Source organism: Corynebacterium sp. HMSC059E07 (assembly GCF_001814395.1).
In the GTDB taxonomy this organism is placed as follows: domain Bacteria; phylum Actinomycetota; class Actinomycetes; order Mycobacteriales; family Mycobacteriaceae; genus Corynebacterium; species Corynebacterium hesseae.
In genome coordinates this window covers 38,593-62,742 of the sequence record NZ_KV816293.1, presented here as the reverse complement: position 1 = coordinate 62,742, position 24,150 = coordinate 38,593, and the positions used below count along the sequence as shown (strand labels likewise).

General features: G+C 62.4%; 19 protein-coding genes. 2 read left to right on the top strand and 17 right to left on the bottom strand.

Going from position 1 to position 24,150, the window contains the following annotated elements:
* Positions 1-166: 166 nt before the first annotated feature.
* Positions 167-1,351 carry an MFS transporter gene (locus HMPREF2967_RS05230; protein WP_232770668.1) on the top strand — a complete coding sequence of 395 codons (1,185 nt, stop codon included), beginning with the start codon at positions 167-169 and terminating at the stop codon, positions 1,349-1,351.
* 110 nt (positions 1,352-1,461) lie between these two features.
* On the opposite strand, the gene ileS is transcribed toward HMPREF2967_RS05230, so the two are convergent.
* The gene (ileS, locus tag HMPREF2967_RS05225; RefSeq protein ID WP_070685312.1) at positions 1,462-4,659 is read right to left on the bottom strand and encodes an isoleucine--tRNA ligase; all 3,198 of its coding nucleotides are present in this window, start codon (positions 4,657-4,659) and stop codon (positions 1,462-1,464) included.
* A 363-nt stretch (positions 4,660-5,022) separates the two neighbouring features.
* On the opposite strand from ileS, the gene HMPREF2967_RS05220 reads away from it, so the two are divergent.
* Entirely contained in the window at positions 5,023-6,096 is a 1,074-nt protein-coding gene (locus HMPREF2967_RS05220) for an HNH endonuclease signature motif containing protein (protein ID WP_070685310.1), read from the top strand.
* A gap of 62 nt (positions 6,097-6,158) precedes the next feature.
* On the opposite strand, the gene HMPREF2967_RS13230 is transcribed toward HMPREF2967_RS05220, so the two are convergent.
* From HMPREF2967_RS13230 to HMPREF2967_RS05145, 16 genes are all read right to left on the bottom strand, one after another.
* Complete coding sequence (locus tag HMPREF2967_RS13230; RefSeq protein ID WP_168162406.1) at positions 6,159-6,329, bottom strand: hypothetical protein; 171 nt, start codon at positions 6,327-6,329, stop codon at positions 6,159-6,161.
* A 107-nt stretch (positions 6,330-6,436) separates the two neighbouring features.
* Entirely contained in the window at positions 6,437-7,567 is a 1,131-nt protein-coding gene (locus tag HMPREF2967_RS05215; protein ID WP_070685308.1) for a DivIVA domain-containing protein, read from the bottom strand.
* A 168-nt stretch (positions 7,568-7,735) separates the two neighbouring features.
* Complete coding sequence (locus tag HMPREF2967_RS05210) at positions 7,736-8,047, bottom strand: YggT family protein (RefSeq protein WP_070520150.1); 312 nt, start codon at positions 8,045-8,047, stop codon at positions 7,736-7,738.
* A gap of 211 nt (positions 8,048-8,258) precedes the next feature.
* Positions 8,259-8,681 carry a cell division protein SepF gene (locus tag HMPREF2967_RS05205; protein WP_070519876.1) on the bottom strand — a complete coding sequence of 141 codons (423 nt, stop codon included), beginning with the start codon at positions 8,679-8,681 and terminating at the stop codon, positions 8,259-8,261.
* Positions 8,682-8,750: 69 nt separating this feature from the next.
* Positions 8,751-9,464, bottom strand: coding sequence for a YggS family pyridoxal phosphate-dependent enzyme (locus tag HMPREF2967_RS05200; RefSeq protein WP_070685306.1), 714 nt, complete (start codon positions 9,462-9,464; stop codon positions 8,751-8,753).
* Complete coding sequence (pgeF, locus tag HMPREF2967_RS05195; protein WP_070533307.1) at positions 9,465-10,205, bottom strand: peptidoglycan editing factor PgeF; 741 nt, start codon at positions 10,203-10,205, stop codon at positions 9,465-9,467.
* Positions 10,206-10,229: 24 nt separating this feature from the next.
* The gene (gene ftsZ / locus HMPREF2967_RS05190) at positions 10,230-11,594 is read right to left on the bottom strand and encodes a cell division protein FtsZ (protein ID WP_070596842.1); all 1,365 of its coding nucleotides are present in this window, start codon (positions 11,592-11,594) and stop codon (positions 10,230-10,232) included.
* Between the two features lie 206 nt (positions 11,595-11,800).
* Positions 11,801-12,460: a cell division protein FtsQ/DivIB gene (locus tag HMPREF2967_RS05185; protein WP_070685304.1), complete on the bottom strand. Its 660-nt coding sequence runs from the start codon at positions 12,458-12,460 to the stop codon at positions 11,801-11,803.
* A complete protein-coding gene (murC, locus tag HMPREF2967_RS05180) occupies positions 12,453-13,943 on the bottom strand; it encodes a UDP-N-acetylmuramate--L-alanine ligase (protein ID WP_070685302.1) in 1,491 nt (496 codons plus the stop codon). The genes HMPREF2967_RS05185 and murC overlap by 8 nt, the downstream gene beginning before the upstream one ends.
* A gap of 39 nt (positions 13,944-13,982) precedes the next feature.
* A complete protein-coding gene (murG, locus tag HMPREF2967_RS05175; RefSeq protein ID WP_070685300.1) occupies positions 13,983-15,068 on the bottom strand; it encodes an undecaprenyldiphospho-muramoylpentapeptide beta-N-acetylglucosaminyltransferase in 1,086 nt (361 codons plus the stop codon).
* A 29-nt stretch (positions 15,069-15,097) separates the two neighbouring features.
* Positions 15,098-16,579: an FtsW/RodA/SpoVE family cell cycle protein gene (locus HMPREF2967_RS05170; protein WP_070685298.1), complete on the bottom strand. Its 1,482-nt coding sequence runs from the start codon at positions 16,577-16,579 to the stop codon at positions 15,098-15,100.
* 19 nt (positions 16,580-16,598) lie between these two features.
* Positions 16,599-17,990 carry a UDP-N-acetylmuramoyl-L-alanine--D-glutamate ligase gene (murD, locus tag HMPREF2967_RS05165; protein WP_070685296.1) on the bottom strand — a complete coding sequence of 464 codons (1,392 nt, stop codon included), beginning with the start codon at positions 17,988-17,990 and terminating at the stop codon, positions 16,599-16,601.
* Positions 17,987-19,099, bottom strand: coding sequence for a phospho-N-acetylmuramoyl-pentapeptide-transferase (gene mraY, locus HMPREF2967_RS05160; protein ID WP_070685294.1), 1,113 nt, complete (start codon positions 19,097-19,099; stop codon positions 17,987-17,989). The genes murD and mraY overlap by 4 nt, the downstream gene beginning before the upstream one ends.
* Before the next feature lie 23 nt (positions 19,100-19,122).
* Positions 19,123-20,658 carry a UDP-N-acetylmuramoyl-tripeptide--D-alanyl-D-alanine ligase gene (gene murF / locus HMPREF2967_RS05155; protein ID WP_070685292.1) on the bottom strand — a complete coding sequence of 512 codons (1,536 nt, stop codon included), beginning with the start codon at positions 20,656-20,658 and terminating at the stop codon, positions 19,123-19,125.
* Complete coding sequence (locus HMPREF2967_RS05150) at positions 20,655-22,208, bottom strand: UDP-N-acetylmuramoyl-L-alanyl-D-glutamate--2,6-diaminopimelate ligase (protein WP_070685290.1); 1,554 nt, start codon at positions 22,206-22,208, stop codon at positions 20,655-20,657. The genes murF and HMPREF2967_RS05150 overlap by 4 nt, the downstream gene beginning before the upstream one ends.
* Positions 22,209-22,266: 58 nt before the next feature.
* Positions 22,267-24,135, bottom strand: coding sequence for a peptidoglycan D,D-transpeptidase FtsI family protein (locus HMPREF2967_RS05145; RefSeq protein ID WP_070685288.1), 1,869 nt, complete (start codon positions 24,133-24,135; stop codon positions 22,267-22,269).
* Positions 24,136-24,150 lie beyond the last annotated feature (15 nt).

Sequence of the window (24,150 nt, the reverse complement as noted above, 5' to 3'; positions counted from 1 at the left end):
CTCTGCGCATTCGAACCCGCTTGTCGAGGCGCCTACTCCCCAACCCGACGCCCCCACAGACGCCGACACCACCGAAAGCACTGAAAGCGCTGCCTCCCCAGGCTCGCCCAGCCGCTCCGCCGAAGCGCCGCTGCCTAAGCGCGCGTGGTTCCCCGTCGCCGGTGCCATGATCGCGGTTGCTTGGGGCGGAAATGAATTCACCCCGCTGCTCGTGATGTACCGCGAGACCTCGAATTTTTCCCAGGTGACGGTCAACGGGCTCTTAGCCGCCTACGTGGTTGGCATCATCCCCGCGCTCCTTATCGGCGGCCCGCTGTCCGATCTGCTTGGCCGCCGCCCACTGTTGCTCCCCGCGGCACCGCTGTCCTTGGCGGGATCTTTCTTGCTCTCCATCGCCCCCAACGAACCACTCATCATCGCGTTGGGACGCGTCTTGTGCGGTATGGCATTAGGCCTAGTCATGGCGGTGGGTTCAACGTGGATTACGGAGCTCATCACGCGCGCCGGCGGCGACCCAGCGTCCGGCGCTCGTAAGGCTTCATTGTGTTTGACCGCCGGCTTCCTCGTCGGCGCGGGTATCGCTTCGGTGCTGGCCCAGTGGGGGCCATGGCCGACTCACACGGCCTATATCCTCCACATGCTGCTCACGCTGTTGACTGCCGTGTGGCTCCTGCATACGCCTGAGACCCGCCAGCCCAGCCGAGGCGATGTCAAGACCACCATCCTGGAGCTCAGGGTGCGTGACATGCTGGAGATGCTCCACATCCCCGCCGCTGCGCACAAGCGTTTCCTGCGTGTCGTCGTGCCCGTGGCCCCCTGGGTCTTTGGTTGTGCGGGAGCGGCCTATGCGCTCCTTCCACAGCTGCTATCCGAATCCGCTGGAAACGCCCCCATCGCTTTCTCCGGCCTGATGACCGTCATCACCCTGGGCTGCGGCGTGGCCGTCCAGATGCTGGGCCGCCTGGTTGATACCCACAAGTCCGCGCGAGCCTCGGCCCTGTCGATGTTCGTCATCACCGTCGGCGCAATCCTCGGAGCGTTTGCTGCTCACTCACTGTCCCTGCCGCTCGGCATCGCGGCCGCCGCCACGATGGGCTCGGGATACGGTTTGGCGCTGGTCGCTGGATTGTCTGAGGTCCAGCGCATCGCGGGCGAGCGTGAGCTCGCCGGCCTGACCGCCGTGTACTACTCCATTTCCTACACCGGCTTCTTCATCCCGATGGCTTTCAGTGCGCTTGCACCCTATATCGGTTTCACCGCGTTGTTCAGCATCGGCAGCTTCTTGGCTCTGGTCTGCCTCATCAATGTCATCCTTGCTTGGCGCGCGCACCTGCCCGGCACCCGCCGCTAACACGGTCACCCCGTAAAGGCGGCATCCTCCGGGCCGCCTTGCGCCACCAGTGCGCAAATGCTCAAAGCTCCGCCTCCCACTCGAGGGAAGCGGAGCTTTTCGCTGCGGATTTAGGCCTTGGCCACGGTAGCCGTCACGCCCTTGAGGACATCATGGATGTTCTGTCCATCGCTTGGCTCGAGAGCCTGGGCCGTCACAGTGAAGTCGACGGCAAGCACCTCCGCCGCGATGTGCTCGCGGTGGCGATGAGCCCACTCTTCCTTCTCCGCTGGAACGGAGAGAACCACGGTGATGCGGTCAGTCACCACGAAATCCTCGGCCTTACGCGCATCCTGCAGGCCGCGGATGACATCCGCTGCCCAGCCCTCTGCCTCGAGCTCCTCCGTCACCTCGGTATCCACGGCGACAAGGCCATCGAGCCCTTCCACGCGAGCCGTCGACTTCGCATTCGCCGCCTTGAGGCGCTCGGTGTACTCGTCCGGAGATAGGCGGATATCGCCGTCGACCACGACGTCCTCGCCCTCGCGCACGTAGTTGCCCGCCTTGAGGTTCTTGATGGCTCGCTGAACATCCTTGCCCAAGCGCGGACCGGCTACCTTGGCGTTGCACACGACCTCGAAGGTGCCCACCGCGTCGACATCGTCGGTAAGCTCAACGTCCTTAACGTTGACCTCATCCCGGATGATGTCCTTGAAATCCGCCAGGCGCGCCGAATCCTTCATCGCCACCGTCAGCTTCGGCAGCGGCAGGCGGTTGCGCAGCTTGTTGGACTTGCGCACCGAGGACGCCGCGGAGGCCACCGCGCGGGTGGCATCCATGGCGGCCACGAGGGCATCGTCAGCCGGGTAGTCCTCGGCCTTCGGGTAGGAAGCCAAATGCACGGAGCGCTCACCGGTCAGGCCGCGGTAGATAACCTCGGCCACATGCGGCAGCAACGGCGCCACCACGCGGGAGACGGTCTCCAGGACCGTGTAGAGGGTGTTGAAGGCCTCCGGATGGGCTTCCTCGCCCTCCCAGAAACGGTCACGGGAGCGGCGCACGTACCAGTTGGTCAAGGCATCCGCGAAGAGACGAACCTCCTCGGTCGCCGAGGCAATATCGGTATTCGCCAGCGCATCATTCGTGTTCTTCACCAAGTCATGCGTCTTGGCCAAGATGTAGCGGTCCAGCACGTTGGTGGAGCTGACATCGAACTTCGCGTCCTGGGAAGCGTAGAGCTGCAGGAAGGTGTAGGCATTCCAGATCGGCAGGATAGCCTGGCGCACGCCCTCACGGATGCCCTGCTCGGTGACGATGAGGTTGCCGCCGCGCAAGATCGGCGAAGACATGAGGAACCAGCGCATCGCATCCGAACCATCGCGGTCAAAGACCTCGTTGACGTTCGGGTAATTGCCCTTGGACTTGGACATCTTCAAGCCGTCATTGCCCAGAACGATGCCGTGGGCCACAACCTTCTTGAACGCCGGGCGGTCGAACAGGGCGGTGGACAACACGTGCAGGAGGTAGAACCAGCCGCGCGTTTGGCCGGAATACTCCACGATGAAGTCCGCCGGGGAATGCGTCTCAAACCATTCCTTGTTCTCAAACGGGTAGTGCTTCTGCGCGAACGGCATCGAGCCCGACTCAAACCAGCAATCCAGCACGTCCGGCACGCGGCGCATCGTGGACTTGCCCGTCGGATCATCCGGGTTCGGACGAGTCAGCTCATCGATGTACGGGCGGTGCAGGCTCGTCGGACGCACTCCGAAGTCACGCTCCAGCTCATCCAGCGAGCCATAGACATCGACGCGCGGGTACTCCGGGTTATCGGAGATCCACGCCGGGATCGGAGCGCCCCAGTAGCGGGTGCGGGAGATGTTCCAGTCGCGAGCGCCCTCCAGCCACTTGCCGAACTGACCGTCGCGGATGTGCTCCGGCAGCCACTCGATCTCATTGTGGTTGAGCTCGACCATGCGGTCACGGAACTCCGTCACCTTGACGAACCATGCAGGCAGCGCCATGTAGATGAGCGGCTCGCCGGAGCGCCAGGAGTGCGGGTAGGAGTGCTCGATGGTCACGTGGCGTACCACGCGGCCAGCGGCCTTGAGGTCCTTGATGATGGCCTTGTTGGCATCGAAGACGAGCTGGCCCTCATACGGCGGTACCTGGGAGGTGAACTTGCCGTCCTCATCCACCGGGATGACCAGCCCCACGCCGTACTTCTGGCAAGTGAGCATATCGTCCTCACCGAAGGCCGGGGCCTGGTGGACCACACCGGTACCGTCCTCGGTGGTGACGTAGTCAGCAAGCAAGACCTGGTACGCATTCTCCACGTCCGGGAAAAAGCCGAAGATGGGCTGGTACTTGAAGCCCTCCAGCTCCGCGCCCTTGAACGTCTTGAGGACTTCCGCCTCACCCAGCTCCTTCGCCAGGGTGCCGGTCAGTGCTTCAGCCATCACGAAGGTACGGCCAGCAAAGTCGCCCTCGGTGGCCTTGAACAGGACGTAATCAACCTCCGGGTGAACCGCCAAAGCCAGGTTAGACGGCAGGGTCCACGGGGTGGTGGTCCAGGCGAGGAAGGAGGCGTCGGCAAGCTCGGCGTTCTCCGCCAACGTCTTCTCCGCCGCACTTCCCTCCACGGCACCAGCCACCGGGAACGTCACCGTCAGGGTCGGGTCCTGGCGCATCTTGTAGGAGTCATCCAGGCGGGTCTCCTGGTTCGACAGGGAGGTGTGCTCCGCCCAGGAATACGGCAAAACCCTAAAGCCCTGGTAGATCAGGCCTTTGTCATAGAGCTCCTTGAACGCCCACATGACGGATTCCATGTACTCCAAGTCCATGGTCTTGTAGCCGTTCTCGAAATCCACCCAGCGAGCCTGGCGGTTGACATACTCTTCCCACTCATCGGTGTACTCGAGGACAGACTTGGCGCAGTACTCGTTGAACTTCTCCAGGCCCATCTCCTCGATCTGGCCCTTGTCGGTGATGCCGAGCTGCTTCTCTGCCTCCAGCTCCGCCGGCAGTCCGTGCGTATCCCAGCCAAAGACGCGAGGAACGTGGTTGCCGGCCATGGTGCGGTAGCGCGGGACGATGTCCTTGACATAACCGGTCAGCAGGTGGCCGTAGTGCGGCAGACCGTTGGCAAAGGGAGGGCCATCATAAAAGACATACTCGGGGCAGCCCTCTGTCTGCTTGAGGCTGGCTTTAAAGGTGTCGTCGGCCTTCCAGTACTTCTGGACTTCCTGCTCCATATCGGGGAAACGGGAAGACCCAGCAGTCATATCGACTTTGGGATAAACACTGCCGACGTTCGCGGGGTTATTACTCATCTAAAAATTCCTTCACTCGTTCGCTGTGACGGGGACGCGCCATACGGCTCGCGGTACCACCCCGCTTGGGCGCCAAGGCGCCCCGCTTCGTTGATGTGAAGGAGATGACGGTCCCTACCCGCCCGGTTCTAATGATGCGACGCTCACGCGCCTCACGTTCTTCCGGAATGCTCCCCGGTGATAGCCGGCTCACTGCATATAGCTCCAAAGTATAACCGAGGGGTCAAGTTTTCACAGGCGCAGGTTCCCGTGAACCCCAAGATAGAAACGACAGTGCACAAAAGAGGTGCCTGAGAAACGGTTTTCCACAGGAACATTTTTTCTAATGCGCGCAGCTCAGAAGGTGTTTTATGCTCCACAGATATGAACGTGCTACAGACTTTCCTCAACGCACTCGGGGCCGGCATCGATGTCATCGCCGAGTGCGAAGGCATGTCTGAAGCAGACCTCATCGCCGCCGGTTCCCCAGACAAAACTGCCGCGCAGTTGGTGCGGCTGCACACGAGCTTCTTTGGCAAGACCGCCATGACCAAGATGCAACGTGATGCGGTGAAGGCTGCGCGCCAGCGCGGCCACTCATTGCCCACCCTGGAAGTCATTGACCGCTATGCCCGCAAAGCCAAGACACAGGCATTGGGCTGGAAGCTGCGCCTAGAGTTGTGCCGGACCAGCGCCGATACCCTCGCGATGGAAACACTGGCGAAGAAGAAGCTCAAGGAGCACTCGGCCCCGCCCGCACCGAAGGAGGGCGTGACCATCTACCGCCGCCGCAATGCACCGTGGACGATGGCAATCACAGGCCCCGCGCAAATGATTGCAGAGCTTAGCGACGCCGTCGACCGCGAACGTCCCCCCGAATCCATCCGCGAAGCTTTCTTCAAAGGCGCCGCCCCGCGCCGCGGTTTGCAAACCAATATCTTGGTCCCGCTGGATGCAATGACGAAGATTCTCAACGGCGACGGCGAGGAAATCACGCTGCAGATGACCAACGGCGCAACGATGACCGGCGCGGAATACCTCAACAAGGTCCTAGCCGAAGAGATCAACCTCGATGGCGCGCTCGCGACTCTCTTCCACCCCTATCACGGGCCGGTCAACCTCTACTATGAGGAGCGCTCCGCCAGCATCAAGCAGCGCATCATGGCCATGGCCGAGTTCCCGGTCTGTGCTTGGGGCTCCTGCATGAAGCCCGCCGATGAATGCCAAGTTCACCATCTCATCGCGTGGAAGAACGGCGGGTATACCAACCAGGAAAACCTGGTGATGCTGTGCCCATATCACAATGGCGTGAACCAGGACGATCCGAACGCGCCACCGGGACGCGGCCGCATAGCCCGGGTCAACGGAACGGCCATGAGGACGTACGGTCCCCTCCCGCCGCCCACGCCTCTGCAAGCGCCTCCCGGGCTATTCGACGCCCTGGAAAGAGACGACTAGGAGCGACACAACTAGGAGTCTTCGCAAAAGCCCTCCACCCAGAATTACTGCTGGGGCGAGGGCTACTCGTCGTGCTTGCGGCGCAGTTTAATCACGGTATCTGCGATAAACAGAACAATGCCTACCCCGGCAGAAGCAAAGAGCAGGTACAGAGACCACTCAGCGGCGGAGAGGATGTAATTCACGAACGCCAAGAAAGCCACAAAGGCCAAAAGCAATGCACCAATAAGCATGCGCGCTCTCCTTCCCCGTCACTGCCTGAAAAATCAATACCTACTGAGAATACATACCCACAGAAAAGAATAACGGCGCCCCCGCAGGGACGCCGCTGATTCAGTGATTAATTGTTGGACTTGCCGGCTTCACCGTTGGGAGCAGCGGTACCGCGGGACTCCAGCTCCTCAAGCTGAGACTGCAGCAGCGTCTTGAGGCGAGTACGGTACTCGCGCTCGAAGGTGCGCAGCTCGGAGATGCGAGCCTCCAGAGCGGTCTGCTGCTGCTTGACCGTGTTCATGACCTCGGTGTGCTTCTTCTCGGCATCGGCCTGCAGCGCAGCTGCCTTCTCCTCTGCCTGGCGAATCTGCGCCTCGGCGCGGGACGTAGCGTCGGACTCAGTCTGCTTTGCCTTGTTCTCAGCGTCCGCCACCAGCTTCTTGGAGCGGGTATCGGCCTCCTGCAGCTGAGCTTCGTAGCGCTTCTGGGCATCCGCGAGCTGGGCCTTGGAGTGGGAGTCAGCATCGGCAAGCTGCTTCTCTGCCGCCGTGCGGGCCTCAGCCAGCATGGACTCGGAATCAGCCTTGGCCTCGCTGGTGAGACGGTCCGCCATCTCCTGAGCCAAGCCCAGCACGCGGGCTGCCTGCATGTGAGTATCCGGGGTAGCCAGGCCCTGTGCATTGGACTGGGCAGCGCCCGCACCAGCCACGGCAGCGGCGGAAGAGGCGGTGGTGGAGGCTGCGGAGTTCTTCTTTGCGGACTCCAGCTCCTTCTTCGTGTTCGCCAGTTCCTTCTTGGAAGCCTCGAGCTCGCGCTTGGCGGCGGCAGCTTCCTCGCGAGCTGCCTTGAGCTCGGCGGAGTTGTCCTTTGCCTGAGCAGCCGGCGCCTGGGAAGACTGTGCCTGAGCAGCCTTTGCCTGCTCCTGCGCACGCTTCGTCTCTTCCTTGGCCTTGGCAATCTCATTCTTGGAGTCAGCCAGCTTTGCCTCGTACTCAGCGCGAAGCTTGGATTCAACTTCCTTGCGCACAGCGGCCTCGTCGACCTTAGCGGCAGTAGCGCCGCCAGCGGCGCCGGCCGAAGTCTGAGACTTCAGTTCCTCAACCTGGGCGTGGAGATCATCGTTCTCGTCCTGCAGCTGAGCAAGAGCATCCTCAACGAGGTCGAGGAACTGATCTACCTCATCCTCGTTGTAGCCACGCTTGCCAATTGGCGGCTTGCTGAAAGCGACGTTGTGTACATCAGCGGGTGACAGTGGCATTGACTTCTCTTCCCCTTACGAATCGGTCAAACCTCTAGAGGTTCCAGAGGCCGGGTACATGTGCGGTTAATAATACGGATTTTGCTAACTCATTGTATCCGAATCAACACATTATCTAACGCTGGCACGAGTCTCAACGTTAACAGGAGGGTTTAATACACCCGTTAGTTACACAGCAAGTCCGCTGGGGCCGAAAAATAGCCACGAAATCAGTTGCGAAAGAATGGACAAAAGCAGGAACAAAACAATGATGGAAACGTCGAGCGCAACGCCTCCCAACTGCAGCGGAGGAATCACCTTTCGCAGCGCCTTAACCGGCGGGTCAGTGACTACGAAAAGCACCTCTGCAACCATCATGAACCAGCGGGGTGGATTGAATTGGCGCGAAAAAGATTGAATCATTTCGATGACGATTCGCGCTAACAAAATCCACGAGTAAAGACTCACGGCAACGAGGAGAATTGAACCTAAAGCATTCACAGTGCCCGAGCCTATCCGAACCACCCCCGCTAACGGTATTCCCCTGCCCTCCGGTTCGCGCTCGGCGAACATGAACGGCTAATCGTCGGCTGAACTATCCCCGAACTCAGTTCGCCGCTGGCCTCATAAATACGAAACCGCCCCATCGCTTCCCCTCCCCTAAGCCAACACGGGAGAAAAGAAATCGATGAGGCGGTAGAACGCGACGTACTTAGCGCAGATGCGCTGCGCGCTCCAGCTCAACAGTGGAGATATCGGCGCCCTTCGGCACGATGGCAAACACCTTACGGCTGGTGTCCACGCCCTTGGTCAGGTTCTTCATGCGGCCCTCCAGTGCAAAGCAGAGGCCAGCGGCAAAGTCGACGAAGCGCTTTGCGGAGCCACGGTCAGCGTCAGTGAGCTCGAAGACCACTGCGTCACCGTCGCGGAAAGGGCCACCAACCTTCGCTGCATCGTCGAAAGAGACGAGCGACAGCGCCACGATGGTCGGGACAAATTCCTCTTCCGGCTTCTCGTAGGAAGGTGCATACGCCGGTGCGCTGTAGCTGCGCTCGTCAGCGTAGTAAGCATCGTCGGTGTCCATGTCCATCGGGCCCAGCCCGAAGAACTCTTTAGTCCTATCAATCAGTGACATTCTGGGTCTCCCTCTGACCTAGTGTGTGCTGTTCATTTGCTGTCTTGTAATGCACTTTTGCAATGTCAATTAACCTAGCGGGCGAGCTCCCATGATTCCGGTTCCGACACGCACGATATCCGTTCCAGATGCAATCGCCGCCTCCAAATCTGCGCTCATTCCGGCTGACATTTTTAAAGCCCGTCCGAGCTTCGCCGCGACCTCGTCGGTCAGCGCCCTTACCCGAGCGAATACCTCCGCAGGCTCGCTCTCCAGTGGAGGAACCACCATGAATCCCTGCAGCTGCACATTCTCCAGCTCTTCAACGACATCCACCAGAGCGGGGACGTCCTCCAGCGGGCATCCGCCGCGTGCGGTGTCGCCATCGGCGGAAACCTGAATGAATGCCGGAAGGGCGTCCTCGCGTTGCCCGCGTTCTTGGGCAAGCGCCACTCCTCGGTCCAGCGCCCGGGCAAGCTTTTCTGAGTCAAGGGAGTGCACGCTGTGCGCCCAGCGGGCGACGTGGTTCGCCTTTTTGGTTTGAATCTGGCCGATCATGTGGAAGCGAATCTCGGGCAGCGCCTCTGCTTTGGCGCGCGCCTCCTGCTCACGGTTTTCTGCTACATCCGCAATTCCCAGCTCCCCCAGCAGCGCGATGTCCTCTGCCGGGTGAAATTTCGTCACCGGCAGCAGCTGTGGCACGGGACGGTCATACGTGGCGGCAAAACGTCGAATCTCAGCGCGGGTGCGCTCCAACCCGGCCCGTAGTTCTTCGCGACGCTCAGCGGGGTCCTTGCTAGTCATTTAATCCTCCAACCAAATCACACCGGCTTGACGCCCGGTGACGCCCTCGCGGCGATAAGAAAAGAAATCAGTGTCTTCGATCGTGCAGCGTGGATCCGACTCAATGGCCGTAACCCCCATCCCCATCAGCTGGCGAATCAGGCCGGCGCGCACGTCAACTCCCCACGTACCAGACGAGGTGCGAGTCTTGGAGCCGGGCAGGTGTTTCTCGACGTCGTCCGCCATCTCCTCCGGCACCTCATAGTTGCGCCCAGAAGCAGCAGGCCCCATAAGTACCTGGATCGACGCGGGAGTCGCCCCCAGCTCAACCATTGCGTTCACGGTGTTCCGGACGATTCCGTTACGTGCGCCGAGGCGCCCGGCGTGGGCGGCGGCGATGACGCCCGCGGAGACGTCGACAAGCAGCACCGGTGTGCAATCAGCAACGAGCACGCCTAGCCCCAAGCGCTTTTCGGTGGTTACTACGGCATCGGTGGCGGGGACGGGTTCGCGGACACCGCGGCGTTCGGCCCCCACCACCGTGACCGTGTTGGTGTGGAGCTGTTCCATCCACACGATGTCTTCTAGACCAGTCACCCGCAGAAGCCGCTGGCGATTGGCGGTCACGGCCTCGGGGTCATCACCAACGTGATCACCCAAGTTGAAAGAGTTATAAGGGGACGACGACGCCCCGCCGGCACGGCTGGTGAAAACCATGCGGACGGGGCGTTGTGCTACGTGTGCTTCCTCGTTTACTGGCATGCACTCCAGAGTAGCGGGCTGGGACTAACGCATGAAGGACGGCACGTCGAGATCGTCGTCGCCGTCATCATCGAAGTCGCGGCCACGGCGCTCAGCGGGGCGCGAGAGGCGGTACTCGTCGTCGGCGCCGCGGCGGTACTCCTCACCGCGGAAGCGGTCCGAGGTGGTAAACAGCCCGCTGGACGGGGCCGGCTCGGCCGGCTGCTCGCGCTCGTAGGAGTGGCGCGGGGTGTACTCCTCGCGCTCGATACGCTGGGCGTCGACACGCTGCGGCTCGGCGCGGGTGTAGTCCTCACGCGGGGCCTCGGCGCGGGATGCGGCGGGGCTTTCCGCCTGTGCCTCGGCGCGGTTCTCAAAGAGGGAACCCGGGCGGGCAGCCGGGGTGGCCTGCTGACTCTGCGGTGCAGCCTGACCGGGCTGCGCCGGCTGCGTAGTCATGTTGGCCTGTGCGTCGAAGCCGGTGGCGATGATAGTGACGCGAACCTCATCACCGAGGTTGTCATCGATGATGGTGCCGAAGATGATGTTGGCGTCTTCGTCGGCGCGCTCCTCCACCATGGAGGCGGCTGCGTTGACCTCGTGGAGGCCCAGGTCGGAGCCACCAGCGATGGACAGTAGAACGCCCTTGGCGCCTTCCATGGTCGACTCCAACAGCGGGGAGTTGATGGCCTGCTCGGCGGCGTTGAGCGCGCGGTTGTCACCGCGGGCGAAGCCGATACCCATGAGGGCGGAGCCGGCGTCGGACATGACGGAGCGAACGTCCGCAAAGTCGACGTTGATCATGCCCGGGATAGTGATGAGGTTGGTAATACCTTGAACACCATTGTGCAGAACTTCATCGGCGGCGCGGAAGGCTTCGACGATGGACAGCTCCTCGCCACCCAGCTGCATGAGGCGGTCATTCGGGATAACAATCAGGGTATCGCAGACCTCGCGCAGCTCTTCGATGCCGGCCATGGCCTGACGGGTACGGCGCGCGCCCTCAAACTTGAATGGGCGGGTAACGACGCCAACGGTCAAAGCCCCCATCTTCTTCGCGATGGACGCCACGACGGGGGCCGCGCCGGTGCCGGTTCCGCCGCCTTCGCCGGCCGTCACGAAGACCATATCGGAGCCCTGGAGGGCGTCTTCGATTTCGGTCTTGTGATCCTCCGCGGAGGTCTTGCCCACCTCCGGGTTAGCGCCGGCGCCGAGGCCGCGGGTGGCCTCGCGGCCGATGTCGAGCTTGGTGTCCGCATCGGAGAAAATCAGCGCCTGGGAATCGGTGTTGATGGCGACGAACTGGACTCCCTTGAGCCCTTCTTCGATCATGCGGTTGACAGCGTTGACACCGCCGCCGCCGACGCCGACGACCTTGATGTCCGCGAGGTTGTTGCTAGATGAGATCATACGAGGGTCTCTTGCCTTTCGAATAAGCTTTTAATGTAAACGAGGAGGCGCCTCTTTTCGCGAGAGGCGGTTACATCCATCTTTAACGACAACGGGGTAATTTCGGCGCACATTTTGCCGCGTGTCGGTACCCTCAACCTCTACTTTAGGGTTGCTGACATGCGGTTTTCTTAACAAGCGCCACACCCGCCCCACTCGCGACGGACCTAGCGGCGAGTCACCAGCGACGGGTTGGAAATGTTCCAGGATTCACCCTCGAGTTTGAGCACATCCTCGAAAGCGATCGCCTTGTTCTTGTTGTCCTCCGAGGCACCCCAAAAGATGGTCTTGTTGTCCTTGGTTCGGAACGTCAGCGAGTACCTATCCTTGACCTCGAGGGTCGATACCTTTTCCCGAATTGGAGCAGGAAGGGCCGCTACGGCATCGACGGCCGCTTGCATTTCCGGGGAACCGGAGTCGGTGCGCCCGGTGACCTCCACGGCTTCGGGCGGAGCCTCGGCTTCCACGAATTCCTTGCCGTGGTTATCCACTAGGACGGTGCTGTCACCGTCGCGCACGAAAGCCACTGCCTCGTGCTCGACGATTTCAATGTGCACCGTCGAGGGAAAAGCCCGCGACACAGTTGCGCTTTCCACCCAGGGGATCTCCGCCACGCCCTGCGCGGCCTCGCGAGCGTCCAGGCGCGCCAGGTTTGTGCCCTTAGGCACGCCACTGGCCTGTTCCACGTCCTCAGCCGTGACATGGTCATTTCCCACTACCTCGAAGGACTTCACCGTAAGGATCGGGAAAAGCCACACCACTGCGGCAGCGATCACCGCTACGAGAAGGACCGCGCCCACCACGAGCACCCCAGCCTTTTTAGACATTCGGTTCCTTCGGCTCCTCCGCCTCGTCCTTATTGCCCAGCTCGGACAGAATCTCGCCAGCCACGTAGGTAATCGTGCCCGCGCCGATGGTCAGGACGATATCTCCGGGCTGTGCCAAGGAGATGACGTCGCTGGCGGCTTCGGAGAAATCGGGCTCGAAGATAACCGGCATGTCTTCCGGCATCTTGTCGGTGATGATGCGGGAGGTAATGCCCTCTACCGGCTTCTCACGGGCGCCGTAGATGTCGAGGACGACGGCGGCGTCGGCAAGCGCCAGCGCCTGGGCAAATTCAGCGTCGAATTTCATCGTCCGGGAGTACAGGTGTGGCTGGAAGCAGGCGATGACGCGCGCACCCTCGCCCTCCGCATCCGCCTTTGCGCGGGCCGCATCGAGAACTGCGGAAACCTCCGTGGGGTGGTGCGCATAATCGTCGAAGACGCGGATGCCGCGCTCGCTTCCGCGGTACTCAAAGCGACGGCGCACGCCCGTAAAGTCGGTCAAGCCCACGGCGAGCTCCGCCGGATCCCCGCCAGCGAGCGCACCGGCAAGCAGCGCCGCCGCCGAGTTAAGCACCATGTGATGTCCGGGGACGTGCAGGTCATAGCTCAGCTCCTGCGGTGCCTGGCCCGGCAGGGTCAGGCGAACGCGGACGTGCGCGCCGACGGCGGAGACTGTCTCCTCCAGAACCTCAGCCGCGAGGGGCAGAGAAGAAGCAGCGTCTGCCTCGCCGCGCGCGCCATAGCCCAGCACCTGAATACCGCGCTCAGCGGCACGCTCACCGGTGGCGGCCGCCTGCGCATCCTCGAGGCAGACGACAAGGTAGCCGCCGTCGACGACGCGGTCGGCGAAGTCATCAAAGACCTGGAAGTAGCTCTCCGCGGTGCCGAAATAATCGAGGTGATCGGGCTCGATGTTCGTAATCACGGCCACGGATGGGCTGTAGCGCAAGAGCGAAGCATCGGACTCATCGGCCTCCGCCACGAAGGCATCGCCCGTACCGCCGTGTGCGTTCGTACCGGCACGGTTCAGCTGTCCACCGATAGCGAAGGAAGGATCCAGCCCCGCCTGTTGGAGCGCGGATACCGCCATGGACGTGGTCGAGGTCTTTCCATGGGTTCCGGCAAGCAGCACCTGGCGGTGCCCTTCCATCAACTCGGCCAATAGATCGGAACGGCGAATAACCGGAATACCGGCGGCGCGCGCGGCAGCGAGCTCAGGATTATCCTGCGGGATGGCGGCGAAGGAAGTCACGACAACCGTCGGCTTATCGCCGGCCATTTCAAGGTTCTCGGCCGCATGCCCAATGGCAATGTGCGCGCCCATTGTGCGGAGGACGTCGACAGCCGTCGACTTCTTCACGTCCGAGCCGGTGACGACCGCGCCCCGGCTGACCAGGATGCGCGCAAGACCGGACATGCCGGAGCCTCCGATTCCGACAAAGTGAACGCGGGACAGGTCCGTGGTGGAGGGGGTGTCAGTCATAGTGAAAAAATCCTTCTTTAATAAACCTGTACTGTGCGCTTAATCGCGGGCGCCGGCGGCGACGCGCTGCGCGATGCGGTCAGCGATGACAGCCGCAACGTCGCCGGCCGTGCTGGCGTCAGCGGCAGCACGCATGGCTGCCAGGGCCTCGGGGTGGTCAAGAATAGCGCGAACCTCTCTGATAAGGCGCTCCGAGGTTAACTCGGCGTCCGGAATCTGGACTGCGGCCCCCGCCTCCACCAATGCCCGCGAGTTCAGCGCTTGCTCGCCATTGCCGTGCGGCAGCGGCACGTAGAGCGCGGGCAGACCGGCGGCGGAAACCTCGGCCACGGTCATTGCACCGGAGCGGCACACCATGAGGTCAGCAACCGCGAGCGCGCCAGCCATGTCATCGATATAAGGCACCGCCGTGTAGTGTTCGCACCCAGCCGGCGCCTCGTTCTTCTTGCCATAAGCATGCAGCACTTGGAAATCCCGGCACAGTTCATCGAGCGCGCCGGCGACAGCGGTGTTGATGCTCACCGCGCCCTGTGATCCGCCGGTCACCACGATGGTCGGGCGATGTGCGTCCAGGTTCCAGTTCTGGCGAGCAGCCGCCGCCTTTGCGCCGTCGGGGTCCTCCCCCATGCCCGGCCGCACGGGGATGCCCAAGACATCCCCGGGCATCCCGGAACCTTCTTGCGCGTTAATGCCCGTGCCGCCCAAACGCACGCCCAACTTGTTTGCCATGCCGGCCAGGGCATTGGTTTCGAGAACGAAGAACGGGATGCCTAAGGACTTGGCCGCCAAATAGGCCGGGGCGGCGACATAGCCGCCGGTTCCAAACACGACGTTGGCCCCAACGTCTTTGAGTACCGCGCGGGTTTCGCGCACGGACGTGAGGATGCGCCAAGGCAGCTTCACAGCGTCAGCGTTGATCTTGCGCGGGACCGGGACGGGGGTAATCATGCGCAAATCGACTCCGCGCGCCGGCACAATATCGCGCTCCAATCCGCGTGGGGTTCCCAATGCGGTCACCCGCGCGCCGTGGCGTAAGCGCAGCTCCTCCCCCACCGCGAGCGCGGGTTCAATGTGACCGGCAGTGCCGCCACCTGCGATAACGACGGAAATCGGCGTGTCATTCATGCTCTACACGCTACCAGCGCGGCCCCGCCCTACCGACGCTCGCCGCGCCGACGCTCTCGGCGGTACTCCCGCCGCTGCTCCTCACGCGGTACCTGCGCACGCGGCGGGCGCCCCGTCACAGCGCGTCCAAACCTTTCCTCGCGGCTGCGCTCCACCTGTCGTTGGGAGTGCTCGCGGCGCACGCGCTGAGGGTGCTTGCCCTGCGCGCGTTCGCGCGGGGCTCGGTGGGCTCCGCCGCGGCGCTCGTTGGGCGGCGTCGGCTCGGGGATGAAGAAAATGCGGTCGAAGAGCGGGCGGCCAAAGTTCTGCATCGCGGACACTTGGAGCGGCTCATGGCGCGCCACGTTGCACAGCAGCCCCATCGAACCGATCGTAATCACCGCAGCTGTACCGCCCGCGGAAATCATCGGCAACTGAATACCCGTCACCGGCAGCACGCCGATGACGTAGCCAATGTTGATGAATGCCTGCACGACAACACCGACCGCCAACGTGGCGGCGAGCAGGGACTGGAACTGATCCTGCGCGCGGGTTGCGGTCCGCAGCCCGAAATAGCCCAGCACGGCAAAAAGCCCGATGACCAGGGCACCGCCCCACAGACCTAGTTCCTCGCCGATAATGGCGAAGACGAAGTCGTTCTTCGCTTCTGGGAGGTAGAACCACTTAGCGCGCGATTGGCCGAGGCCCACGCCCCAGAAGCCGCCGTCGGCAAGCGAAAGGAAGCCCTGGTAAGCCTGGAAACCTGTACCTTGCGTGTCCTCAATGTTTCCGCGCAAGGCATCGAAGTAGGTGTGGAAGCGGTGCGAGCGGAAGCCACCGGCTAGGAAAACGGTGATCATGCCGATAGCGCCGAAGACGCCGACGACGGTAGGAACGCGCCAATCCACGCCTGCGAAAACCAGGGTAAAGACAACGATGAGGGCAAAGGATACGCCCATGCCCAAGTCACCCTGAGCAACGATAAGTACGAACATGATGCCGGCGATGATGGAGTACATCATGAATGGATCCGTCAGGCGCATCGAGCGATGCGTCTTATCCGCCAGCGCCGAGGCACCGTACATGCCCACAGCCACACGCGCGAACTCTGAAGGCTGGAAGGCCACGCCTCCCGGCAGCATGATCCATGACTGCGAACCGACCTCCGCGCGGCCAGTACCGATCCCGGGAACGAGAACGAGGATGAGAAGCAGGATGGACAGCCCCAAGAACCAGGGCACGAGCACCCGCAGCGTGCGTGGTGACATGCGCAGGCCAATCCAGAACACAATGAGGCCGGCGACGACGAGCACGCACTGACGCAGGGCGGCTGACCACGGGCTATCGCTTTCTGAAAGGGACGTCGCCATCGACGAGGAAAAGGCCATGAGCACGCCGATACCAACGAGTGAAAAGATGGCAATACGCAGCACCAAGTAATCGAGCCCGGGATAAGCGCGCAGGCGCTCACGGAGATCACGCAGGTGGTGTCCCAGCGTGCGTGGTGGCTTCTGGGTGCTGGTGGCAGTCACGGCTTCTGGGTGCTCCTAGCTAGCGGGCGAGACGGCGGGCAGCGGCGGCAAAGATGTCGCCGCGCTGGCTCATTCCGGTGTACATGTCCAACGATGCCGCAGCGGGCGCCAAAAGTACGGTATCGCCGGCCTCGGCGTGTTGCACTGCGGCGGCCACTGCCTGCTCCATTGCTGCTTCTGGGTCGTGGCTATCCACGATGACGACGGGGACGTGCGGCGCTTCCTTTGCTAAGGCTTGGGCAAGCACATGCTTGTCGACGCCCACCAGAACCGCCGCCTTCAACCGCGCCGCGTGGGTGCGCAGTAGGTCCGAAACGTCGGCGCCTTTGAGCTGACCGCCGGCGACCCACACCACGGAGTCGAGACCACGCATGGCTACCTCCGCGGCGTGCGGGTTCGTGGCCTTTGAATTATCGATATAGGTCACGCCAGAGTGGCGGTGAACGACCTCTCCGCGGTGGCCTGCCACCACAAAGGAGGCGAGGCCTTCAGCGATGGACTCGGGGCGCGCGCCGGCGAGAGCGGCAACCGCAGACGCAGCGGCAGCGTCCAGCACCCCGGCCAGGCCGGCGGGCTGGATGGTGGTGACGTCCTCGACAACGGCGGCCTTCATCCCAGCGACCTCGTTCACCACGAGGCTTCCAGCGCTAACTCCCACCTCACCCGGAGCGGGCTCGGCGTGGCTAAAGGCAGTCGCTGCCGGAATCGAGGAAGCGAGAGCTACAACGTGCTCGTCATCTTTGCCGTAGACGGCGTGCTGCCCGCGCAGGATCTTGGCTTTGTCGGCGGCGTAGGCATCGAAGGAACCATGCCAATCAAGGTGATCATCGGCGAGGTTGAGAAGCGCTCCCACCTCCGGGCGCAGCTGGGAGGACCAGTGCAGTTGGAAAGAGGAGAGCTCCGCCACGAGGATGTCCACGCGGGGCTCGGCGGCCAGGGCATCAAAGGACGAGACGCCGATATTGCCTACCGCTTGTGCGCGCTGGCCGGAGCACTGCTCATCGGCAGCCATGATGGCGGCGAGCATGCCGGTCGTCGTGGTCTTGCCGTTCGTACCGGTTATCGCGAGCCAGCGGCGAGGGGCGCCGAAGACCTCTGCGCGGTCGAGGCGGTAGGCCAACTCAACATCGCCGATGACCTCAAGGCCTTGGGAAGCGGCCGCGACGAGCAACGGCGAGTCGGGGCGCCATCCTGGTGAGGTCACGACGAGCGAGTACTCCGAAAGGTCGGCCGCAGCCGTGTCTACGGCAGCGACGCCCAGCTCGGAGGCGATGCGGCTGCGGGATTCCGCGTTGCCGTCAGCCACCGTGAGGTCCACGCCCAGGCTGGCCAAGACCGCCGCGCAACCGCGACCAGATACGCCTGCGCCGGCGATAAGGACGCGGCCGGATAGGAATTCTGGACGCGTCATGCTCCGACTCCAATGCCCGCAGCAGTCAGCCAATCACCGTAGAAGATGGCGACGCCGGCCATGGCCGCCATGGCGGCCAAAAGCCAGAAACGGACGACGACGGCCGTTTCCGCCCAGCCGCCGTTCTCGAAGTGGTGGTGGATCGGAGCCATACGGAAGAAGCGCTTGCCCGTGGAGTGGAAGACCACGATTTGGATGACAACGGACACCGTCTCGATGACGAAGAGCGCGCCGATGATGATCATGAGCAGCTCGGTGCGGCTGGTGACGGAGATGCCGGCGACCAGACCACCCAGCGCCAGGGAGCCAGTGTCTCCCATGAAGATCTTTGCCGGGGCGGCGTTCCACCACAGGAATCCGAGGCAGCCGCCCAAGCCCGCAGCCGCAAGCACGGCCAGATCGAGGGGATCGCGCACTTGGTAGCAGCCGGCGGCGAAGTTGGTGGCGCAGGAGTACCGGAATTGCCAGAAGGTCATCAGCGAGTAGGAGCCCATGACGATGGCCGTGACACCGGCCGCAAGCCCGTCGAGGCCATCGGTGAGGTTGACGGCATTCGACCACGCCGCGATGAGGATGTACATGAAGATCAAGAACACGATGGTTCCGATCACGGGGCCGCCGACGGCGAGGTCAAAAGTCTTCAGGTCACGGATGAAGGACAGCTTCGTGGAACCGGGGGTCAGACCATCATCATTGGGGAAGCGCAGAACAAAGAAGCCGAAGAGCAGCGCCAGCACGAGCTGGCTGACGAGCTTTGCGGTCTTGTTGAGGCCGAGATTGCGGTGCCGGAAGAGCTTGATGAAGTCATCCGCAAACCCCACTGCGCCAAGTCCCAGCGTCAAACCAAGAACGAGGAGACCCGACGCGGTGAAACCCTCATGCCCTGTCAGGAGCCCGTAGATGCTGGCAACGAGATAGGCCACAAGGATGCCGGCCAGGATGGCGAGTCCACCCATCGTCGGCGTACCACGCTTGCGCAGGTGGGACTTGGGACCGTCTTCACGGATCTCCTGTCCGCGGCCAGTGTCGGAAAAGTACCGGATAAGAACCGGGGTGGTAAAGATCGCCACGAGGAAGCTAACCGCACCAGCGATGATGATCTGAGTCACGAGCTTGAAGTCCTTTCTAGCGGCTAGCTGTGGTTCAGCTGTTCCGCGACCAACCAGAGGCGTTGGGCATTGGAGGCCTTAATCAAGACCACGTCCTTAACGCTACGGCTAGCCCAATCATCGACCCCTGCCGGGGCCACGCGCAGAATGCCGTCGACAGCCTTTGCAGCCGCCGCGGCATCGGCGCACACCACTGTATTTATACCCTGCTGCATAGCGGCCTTGGCCATTGCCCGGCAGTTGGGATTCTCCCCTACTGCAACTAGGTGCTCCACGTGGTATTTGGCCAAAATCTCACCGAGCTGGCGGTGAGATTTTTCCGCATCGCTGCCCAGTTCTCCCATCTCCCCTAGCACCGCGATGGCACGAGCATCGGGGCGCGCGGCGGCGGTATAGGCCAAGGCGGCGATCGCCGCGCGCATCGAATCCGGGTTAGCGTTATAGGAGTCATCGATGACTGTGACGCCATCGCGGCGTGTGCGCACGTCCATCCGGTGCTCGGAGGCGAGACGATGCCCAGACAGGGCAGCAGCCACGGTGGCGGCCGATACCCCGAGCTCGATCGCTGCGGCCGCGGCAGCGAGCGCGTTGGATACCTGGTGGGAGCCAAAAACCTGCAGCTTCACGGCAACGGGCTCCGCATCCGGGCTATGCAAGGTAAAGGAGGGGCGGGCGACGTCATCGAGTTCAATATCGGTGGCGTAATACTGCGCTGCCGGTGCGCCTCCGCGGCGGTTTTCCGTGGAGTAGTACACCACCTTGGCCGCCGTGCGGGGAGCCATCGCAGCGACGAAAGGATCATCAGCGTTGAGGACGGCCACGCCGCCGTCGACAGCCTTCGGCAGTGCTTCTACGAGTTCTCCCTTGGCCTTCGCGATATTTTCGCGCGAACCAAACTCACCAAGGTGTGCTGTGCCGACGTTGAGAACAACGCCGACGCGCGGCGCAGTGATGTTGGTCAGGTGCCGGATGTGTCCAATGCCGCGGGCCGACATCTCCGCCACGAGGTAGCGCGTGTGCTCATCGCAGCGCAGGGCTGTATAGGGCAGCCCAATTTCATTGTTGAAGGAGCCTGGCGGGGCAACGGTCTCCCCCACCTCACGGAAGATAGTGGCTATGAGGTCTTTGGTGGACGTCTTTCCCGCCGAACCAGTAACGCCCACAATGGTGAGCTCCTGTTCGGCTGCAAGCCGCTGGGTTACTGCTCGGGCGAGCGCGGAGAGTGCTTCAACGACGGCCGCGGCGGAGCCATCGGCATCATTGGCATAAATGTCCGCATTGGCACCGTCGCCTTCGACGCGCCCGTGCGGCTCGACGACGATGGCCGGAACACCCACCGGCCGCGCCGCCAAAACAGCCGCGGCCCCTTTGTCAATCGCGGTATTGGCAAAGTCGTGCCCATCTACCCGAGCGCCGGGCAGCGCCACAAAGAGACCGCCCGGGGTGACCTTACGAGAATCGAATTCGACGAACCCAGTCACTCGGGTATCTGGATCGTTGACATTATCCAGGCGGCCGCCCGTGATCTGAGCGATCTCAGCGAGGCTTAACGCAATCATGCTTGCTCCTTGGATTCTTCGTTACTCAGGGTAGTCGCAGTGGCCATGGCATCAAGGGCGCGAGCCATCTCCTCGCGGTCATCGAAGTGATGAACGGTATCGCCAATCAACTGTCCTACCTCATGGCCCTTGCCGACGACGATGACAGCATCACCCGGCTGCGCCCACGTCACGACCTCATCGATGGCCTCGGCGCGGGAGCCAACTTCTCGAATATCGGCCGACGGGTTCGCCTCGCGGGCTCCCGCCAGCACGGCAGCGCGGATGGCGGCCGGGTCTTCGGTTCGGGGATTGTCGTCGGTGACGACAACAAGGTCGGCGCCATTCGCGGCCGCCGCGCCCATAAGCGGGCGCTTGGAAGAGTCACGGTCGCCACCTGCGCCAACGACGATGCCGATGCGGCCCGCGCTGCCGTCCAACTGCGTACGCAGGGTGTCCAGCACAGCCGCGATTGCAGCCGGCTTGTGTGCGTAGTCAACCACGGCGACAAAGTCTTGGCCGCGGTCGATGCGCTCCATGCGGCCTGGGACCGCCACCTTTTCGACTCCTTCGAGGAAAACTCGTGGCTCGACTCCCACAGCGGCGGCCATTCCCGTCGCGAGTGCCGCATTGGCAATGTTGAAGGTGCCCGGCATGGGCAGGCGGAATTCATAAGTACCGGCCTGCTCACCAGAGGCGACCTTGAGTTCCACCTGCTGCGCACCGGTGACCTCGGTGCTGAGCTGGCGGCCAGTGATATCGGCCTCGCGCGCCTCCGAACCCGTCGACACCTGAATCACCGGGCGTGCAGCTGCTCGCTGCGCCATGCGACGCCCCCATTCGTCATCGATGCAAATCACTGAGCGGTCGGCGGCTTGGGGGCCGTCGAAAAGCATGGCCTTGGCCTCGAAATAGTCCTCCATTGTCGGGTGGAAGTCCAGGTGGTCCTGGCTCAGGTTGGTAAATCCGCCCACGTTGAAGTGTGTGCCTTGAACTCGCCCCAAGGAAAGCGCGTGGGAGGACACCTCCATCACGACGTGCGTGACGCCCTCGGAAACCATTCGTGCAAAAAGCTCCTGCAAGGTCGGCGCTTCCGGAGTGGTCAGGGAGGTCGGGACCGGCTCGCGGTTGATGCGAGTGCCCGTCGTGCCGATGAGGCCGACCGAATAGCCTGCGTGCAACAGCCCCGCCTCAAGGAGGTAACTCGTCGTAGTTTTACCGGAGGTGCCCGTCACGCCGAGGATGGTGAGCTTCTGCGTGGGATGACCATAAATCTCGGCAGAGACGGTACCGAGGATGGCGCGGATATCCTCCACCACGAGAATCGGCCGCGACTCCCCTGCTTCGACGAGAATGCGCTGGCCTTCGGCATCCGTAAGAATGGCAGCCGCCGCGGTATCTGCGGCGAACTTCGCGCCATGTACGCGTGTTCCAGGAAGCGCCGCGAACAGGCCGCCGGGCGGCAGCGTCGCAGAATTCAATCCACAGGCCCCCACGGTGATCGAGGCATCCCCGATCACCGTGCCCCCAGAAATCTCTGCTAGGCGCTCAAGGCTGGTGCTGCTTGTCACGATGCTTCCTCTTCTCTGTTCTTCTGTGCTCTAGGTGTATTTATCGGCGCTGTTACTTTTACTCGGCACGCAAGGTCAGTTTCGGTGCTGGCGGGGAGGGCGGAATATTGTCGCGGTCTAGCAACCAGGATGCAATATCGCTGAATACGGGGGCCGCAGATTGACCGCCGGAACCGTCGTCGTTGACGCCGGATTCAGGTTCATCAAGCATGACGGCGACGACGAAGCGGGGGTCGTCGGCAGGCGCAACGCCCGCGAACGTGATCCAGTACTTGGAGTTGGAATAGGCCCCAGTTTCCTCATCGACTTTCTGCGCGGTACCGGTCTTGCCGGAGAGCTGATAGCCCTCAATGTTTGCGTTTCCGGCGGTACCATTGTTGATGCCCTGCGGGTCATCCTGGAAAACGGCGCGGAACATGTCCACGACTGTGTGCGCGGTTTCGGCGCTGACCACGCGGGTGGTCTCGGGCTCGTCCAGTTCTTCCTTCGTCCCGTCCGGCGCTGTAATCGAGTCAATGATGCGCGGCTCGATGCGCTCACCATCATTGGCCAGGGCCTGGTAAATAGATGCCAATTGCAAGGCGGTCCATGATTGGCCTTGGCCGATGGGCAGGTTAGCGAACGTTCCGCCCGACCACTGCGAGCGATCGGGAACAAGTCCCGGGGACTCGTTGGGCAGCTCAATGCCGGTGGTCTGGCCGAGGCCGAACTTCTTCAGGTAGTCGGCATACTTATCTTGTCCGAGTCGATCCGCCAACATCAGCGTTCCCACGTTCGATGACTTACCGAAGACGCCAGTCGTGGTGTACGGCTCGACCCCGTGCGGCCAGGCATCGTTCACAGTCACGCCGGCCATGTCGATGGAACCGGGCACCTGCAGAACCTCATTGGGGTCAGTAAGCCCCTCTTCAATGGCTGCTGCGGCGGTGATGATCTTTGCCACCGAGCCCGGCTCGAAGGGGTGCGAGACAGCGAGGTTGTCGAAGGTCTTATCCTTGTCCAGCTGCTTTTCGATGTCCTTGTTCGGATCAACCGTTCCAGTATTTGCCATCGCCAAAACCTGGCCGGTAGCTGCGTCCAAGACGACTGCCTCGGCGCTCTTCGCCTTCGAGTTGGCCTTCGCCTTCTCCAGCTTTTGTTGCACGTAAGTCTGCAAGTCGAGGTCCAGCGTCAGCGTCACGTTCTTGCCGTCGGTGGTGGGCACCTGATCGCGGAGAGTACCTGGGATGACCTGGCCGCTGGCGGAAACGTCTTCCGTCGAGCTGCCATCGATTCCCGTGAGTGTGGTGTCTCCGGAAGCTTCGAAACCGAATTGTCCCTGGCCATCCATGGATACCTTGCCAATGACGTTCTCAGCGATCGATCCGTTGGGGTACTGGCGGATTTGCTGTTCATCGGCAGCCAGGCCGTGGTATTCCTCAGCGATGGCTACCGCGACATCCGGGTCGACGTTGCGCACGAGAACCTCGTACTGGGTATCGGCGCGGAGCTTATCCATGATCTGCTCCGAATCCACGTCCCCGGCGTCGATGCCCGCTTCCTTCAGCTTGTCCGGGATTCCCTTCGACATGTCGGTGAGTCTCTCAGTCACCTTGTCGTCGAGGTAGGTCTTCTTTGCGTCGGGCGCTAGGGACGCAAACTCAGCCTCGTCGGTGGCCTTCTGCTCTTCCTGTTCACGAAGCTCATCACGCAGGCGGGTCGGTGACACAGTCAAAGACCGAGCGCGCATGGTGTAGGCCAAACGCTGGCCATCGCGAGCAAGAATCTCGCCACGCCCAGCGGTATCCACATAAACACGAGTTCGCTGTTCTGCGGCCTTCGCTGCCAAGTCTGGGCCCCACACGATCTGCACCCATGCGAGGCGCCCCATCCACGCCAGCATGACGACGAGTAGTACCGCCGCAATGACATGAACGCGATGGTGCATCGTCTTTTGCTGACT

Bases quoted from the DNA above. Each gene is read 5' to 3' on its own strand.
- murF (WP_070685292.1), bottom strand. From the start codon at position 20,658: ATGATTGCGTTAAGCCTCGCTGAGATCGCTCAGATCACGGGCGGCCGC.
- ileS (WP_070685312.1), bottom strand. From the start codon at position 4,659: ATGAGTAATAACCCCGCGAACGTCGGCAGTGTTTATCCCAAAGTCGAT.
- HMPREF2967_RS05205 (WP_070519876.1), bottom strand. From the start codon at position 8,681: ATGTCACTGATTGATAGGACTAAAGAGTTCTTCGGGCTGGGCCCGATG.
- HMPREF2967_RS05215 (WP_070685308.1), bottom strand. From the start codon at position 7,567: ATGCCACTGTCACCCGCTGATGTACACAACGTCGCTTTCAGCAAGCCG.
- pgeF (WP_070533307.1), bottom strand. From the start codon at position 10,205: ATGCCAGTAAACGAGGAAGCACACGTAGCACAACGCCCCGTCCGCATG.
- HMPREF2967_RS05230 (WP_232770668.1), top strand. From the start codon at position 167: ATGATCGCGGTTGCTTGGGGCGGAAATGAATTCACCCCGCTGCTCGTG.
- HMPREF2967_RS05220 (WP_070685310.1), top strand. From the start codon at position 5,023: ATGAACGTGCTACAGACTTTCCTCAACGCACTCGGGGCCGGCATCGAT.
- HMPREF2967_RS05200 (WP_070685306.1), bottom strand. From the start codon at position 9,464: ATGACTAGCAAGGACCCCGCTGAGCGTCGCGAAGAACTACGGGCCGGG.
- HMPREF2967_RS05185 (WP_070685304.1), bottom strand. From the start codon at position 12,460: ATGTCTAAAAAGGCTGGGGTGCTCGTGGTGGGCGCGGTCCTTCTCGTA.
- murC (WP_070685302.1), bottom strand. From the start codon at position 13,943: ATGACTGACACCCCCTCCACCACGGACCTGTCCCGCGTTCACTTTGTC.
- murD (WP_070685296.1), bottom strand. From the start codon at position 17,990: ATGACGCGTCCAGAATTCCTATCCGGCCGCGTCCTTATCGCCGGCGCA.
- murG (WP_070685300.1), bottom strand. From the start codon at position 15,068: ATGAATGACACGCCGATTTCCGTCGTTATCGCAGGTGGCGGCACTGCC.
- HMPREF2967_RS05145 (WP_070685288.1), bottom strand. From the start codon at position 24,135: ATGCACCATCGCGTTCATGTCATTGCGGCGGTACTACTCGTCGTCATG.
- HMPREF2967_RS13230 (WP_168162406.1), bottom strand. From the start codon at position 6,329: ATGCTTATTGGTGCATTGCTTTTGGCCTTTGTGGCTTTCTTGGCGTTC.
- ftsZ (WP_070596842.1), bottom strand. From the start codon at position 11,594: ATGATCTCATCTAGCAACAACCTCGCGGACATCAAGGTCGTCGGCGTC.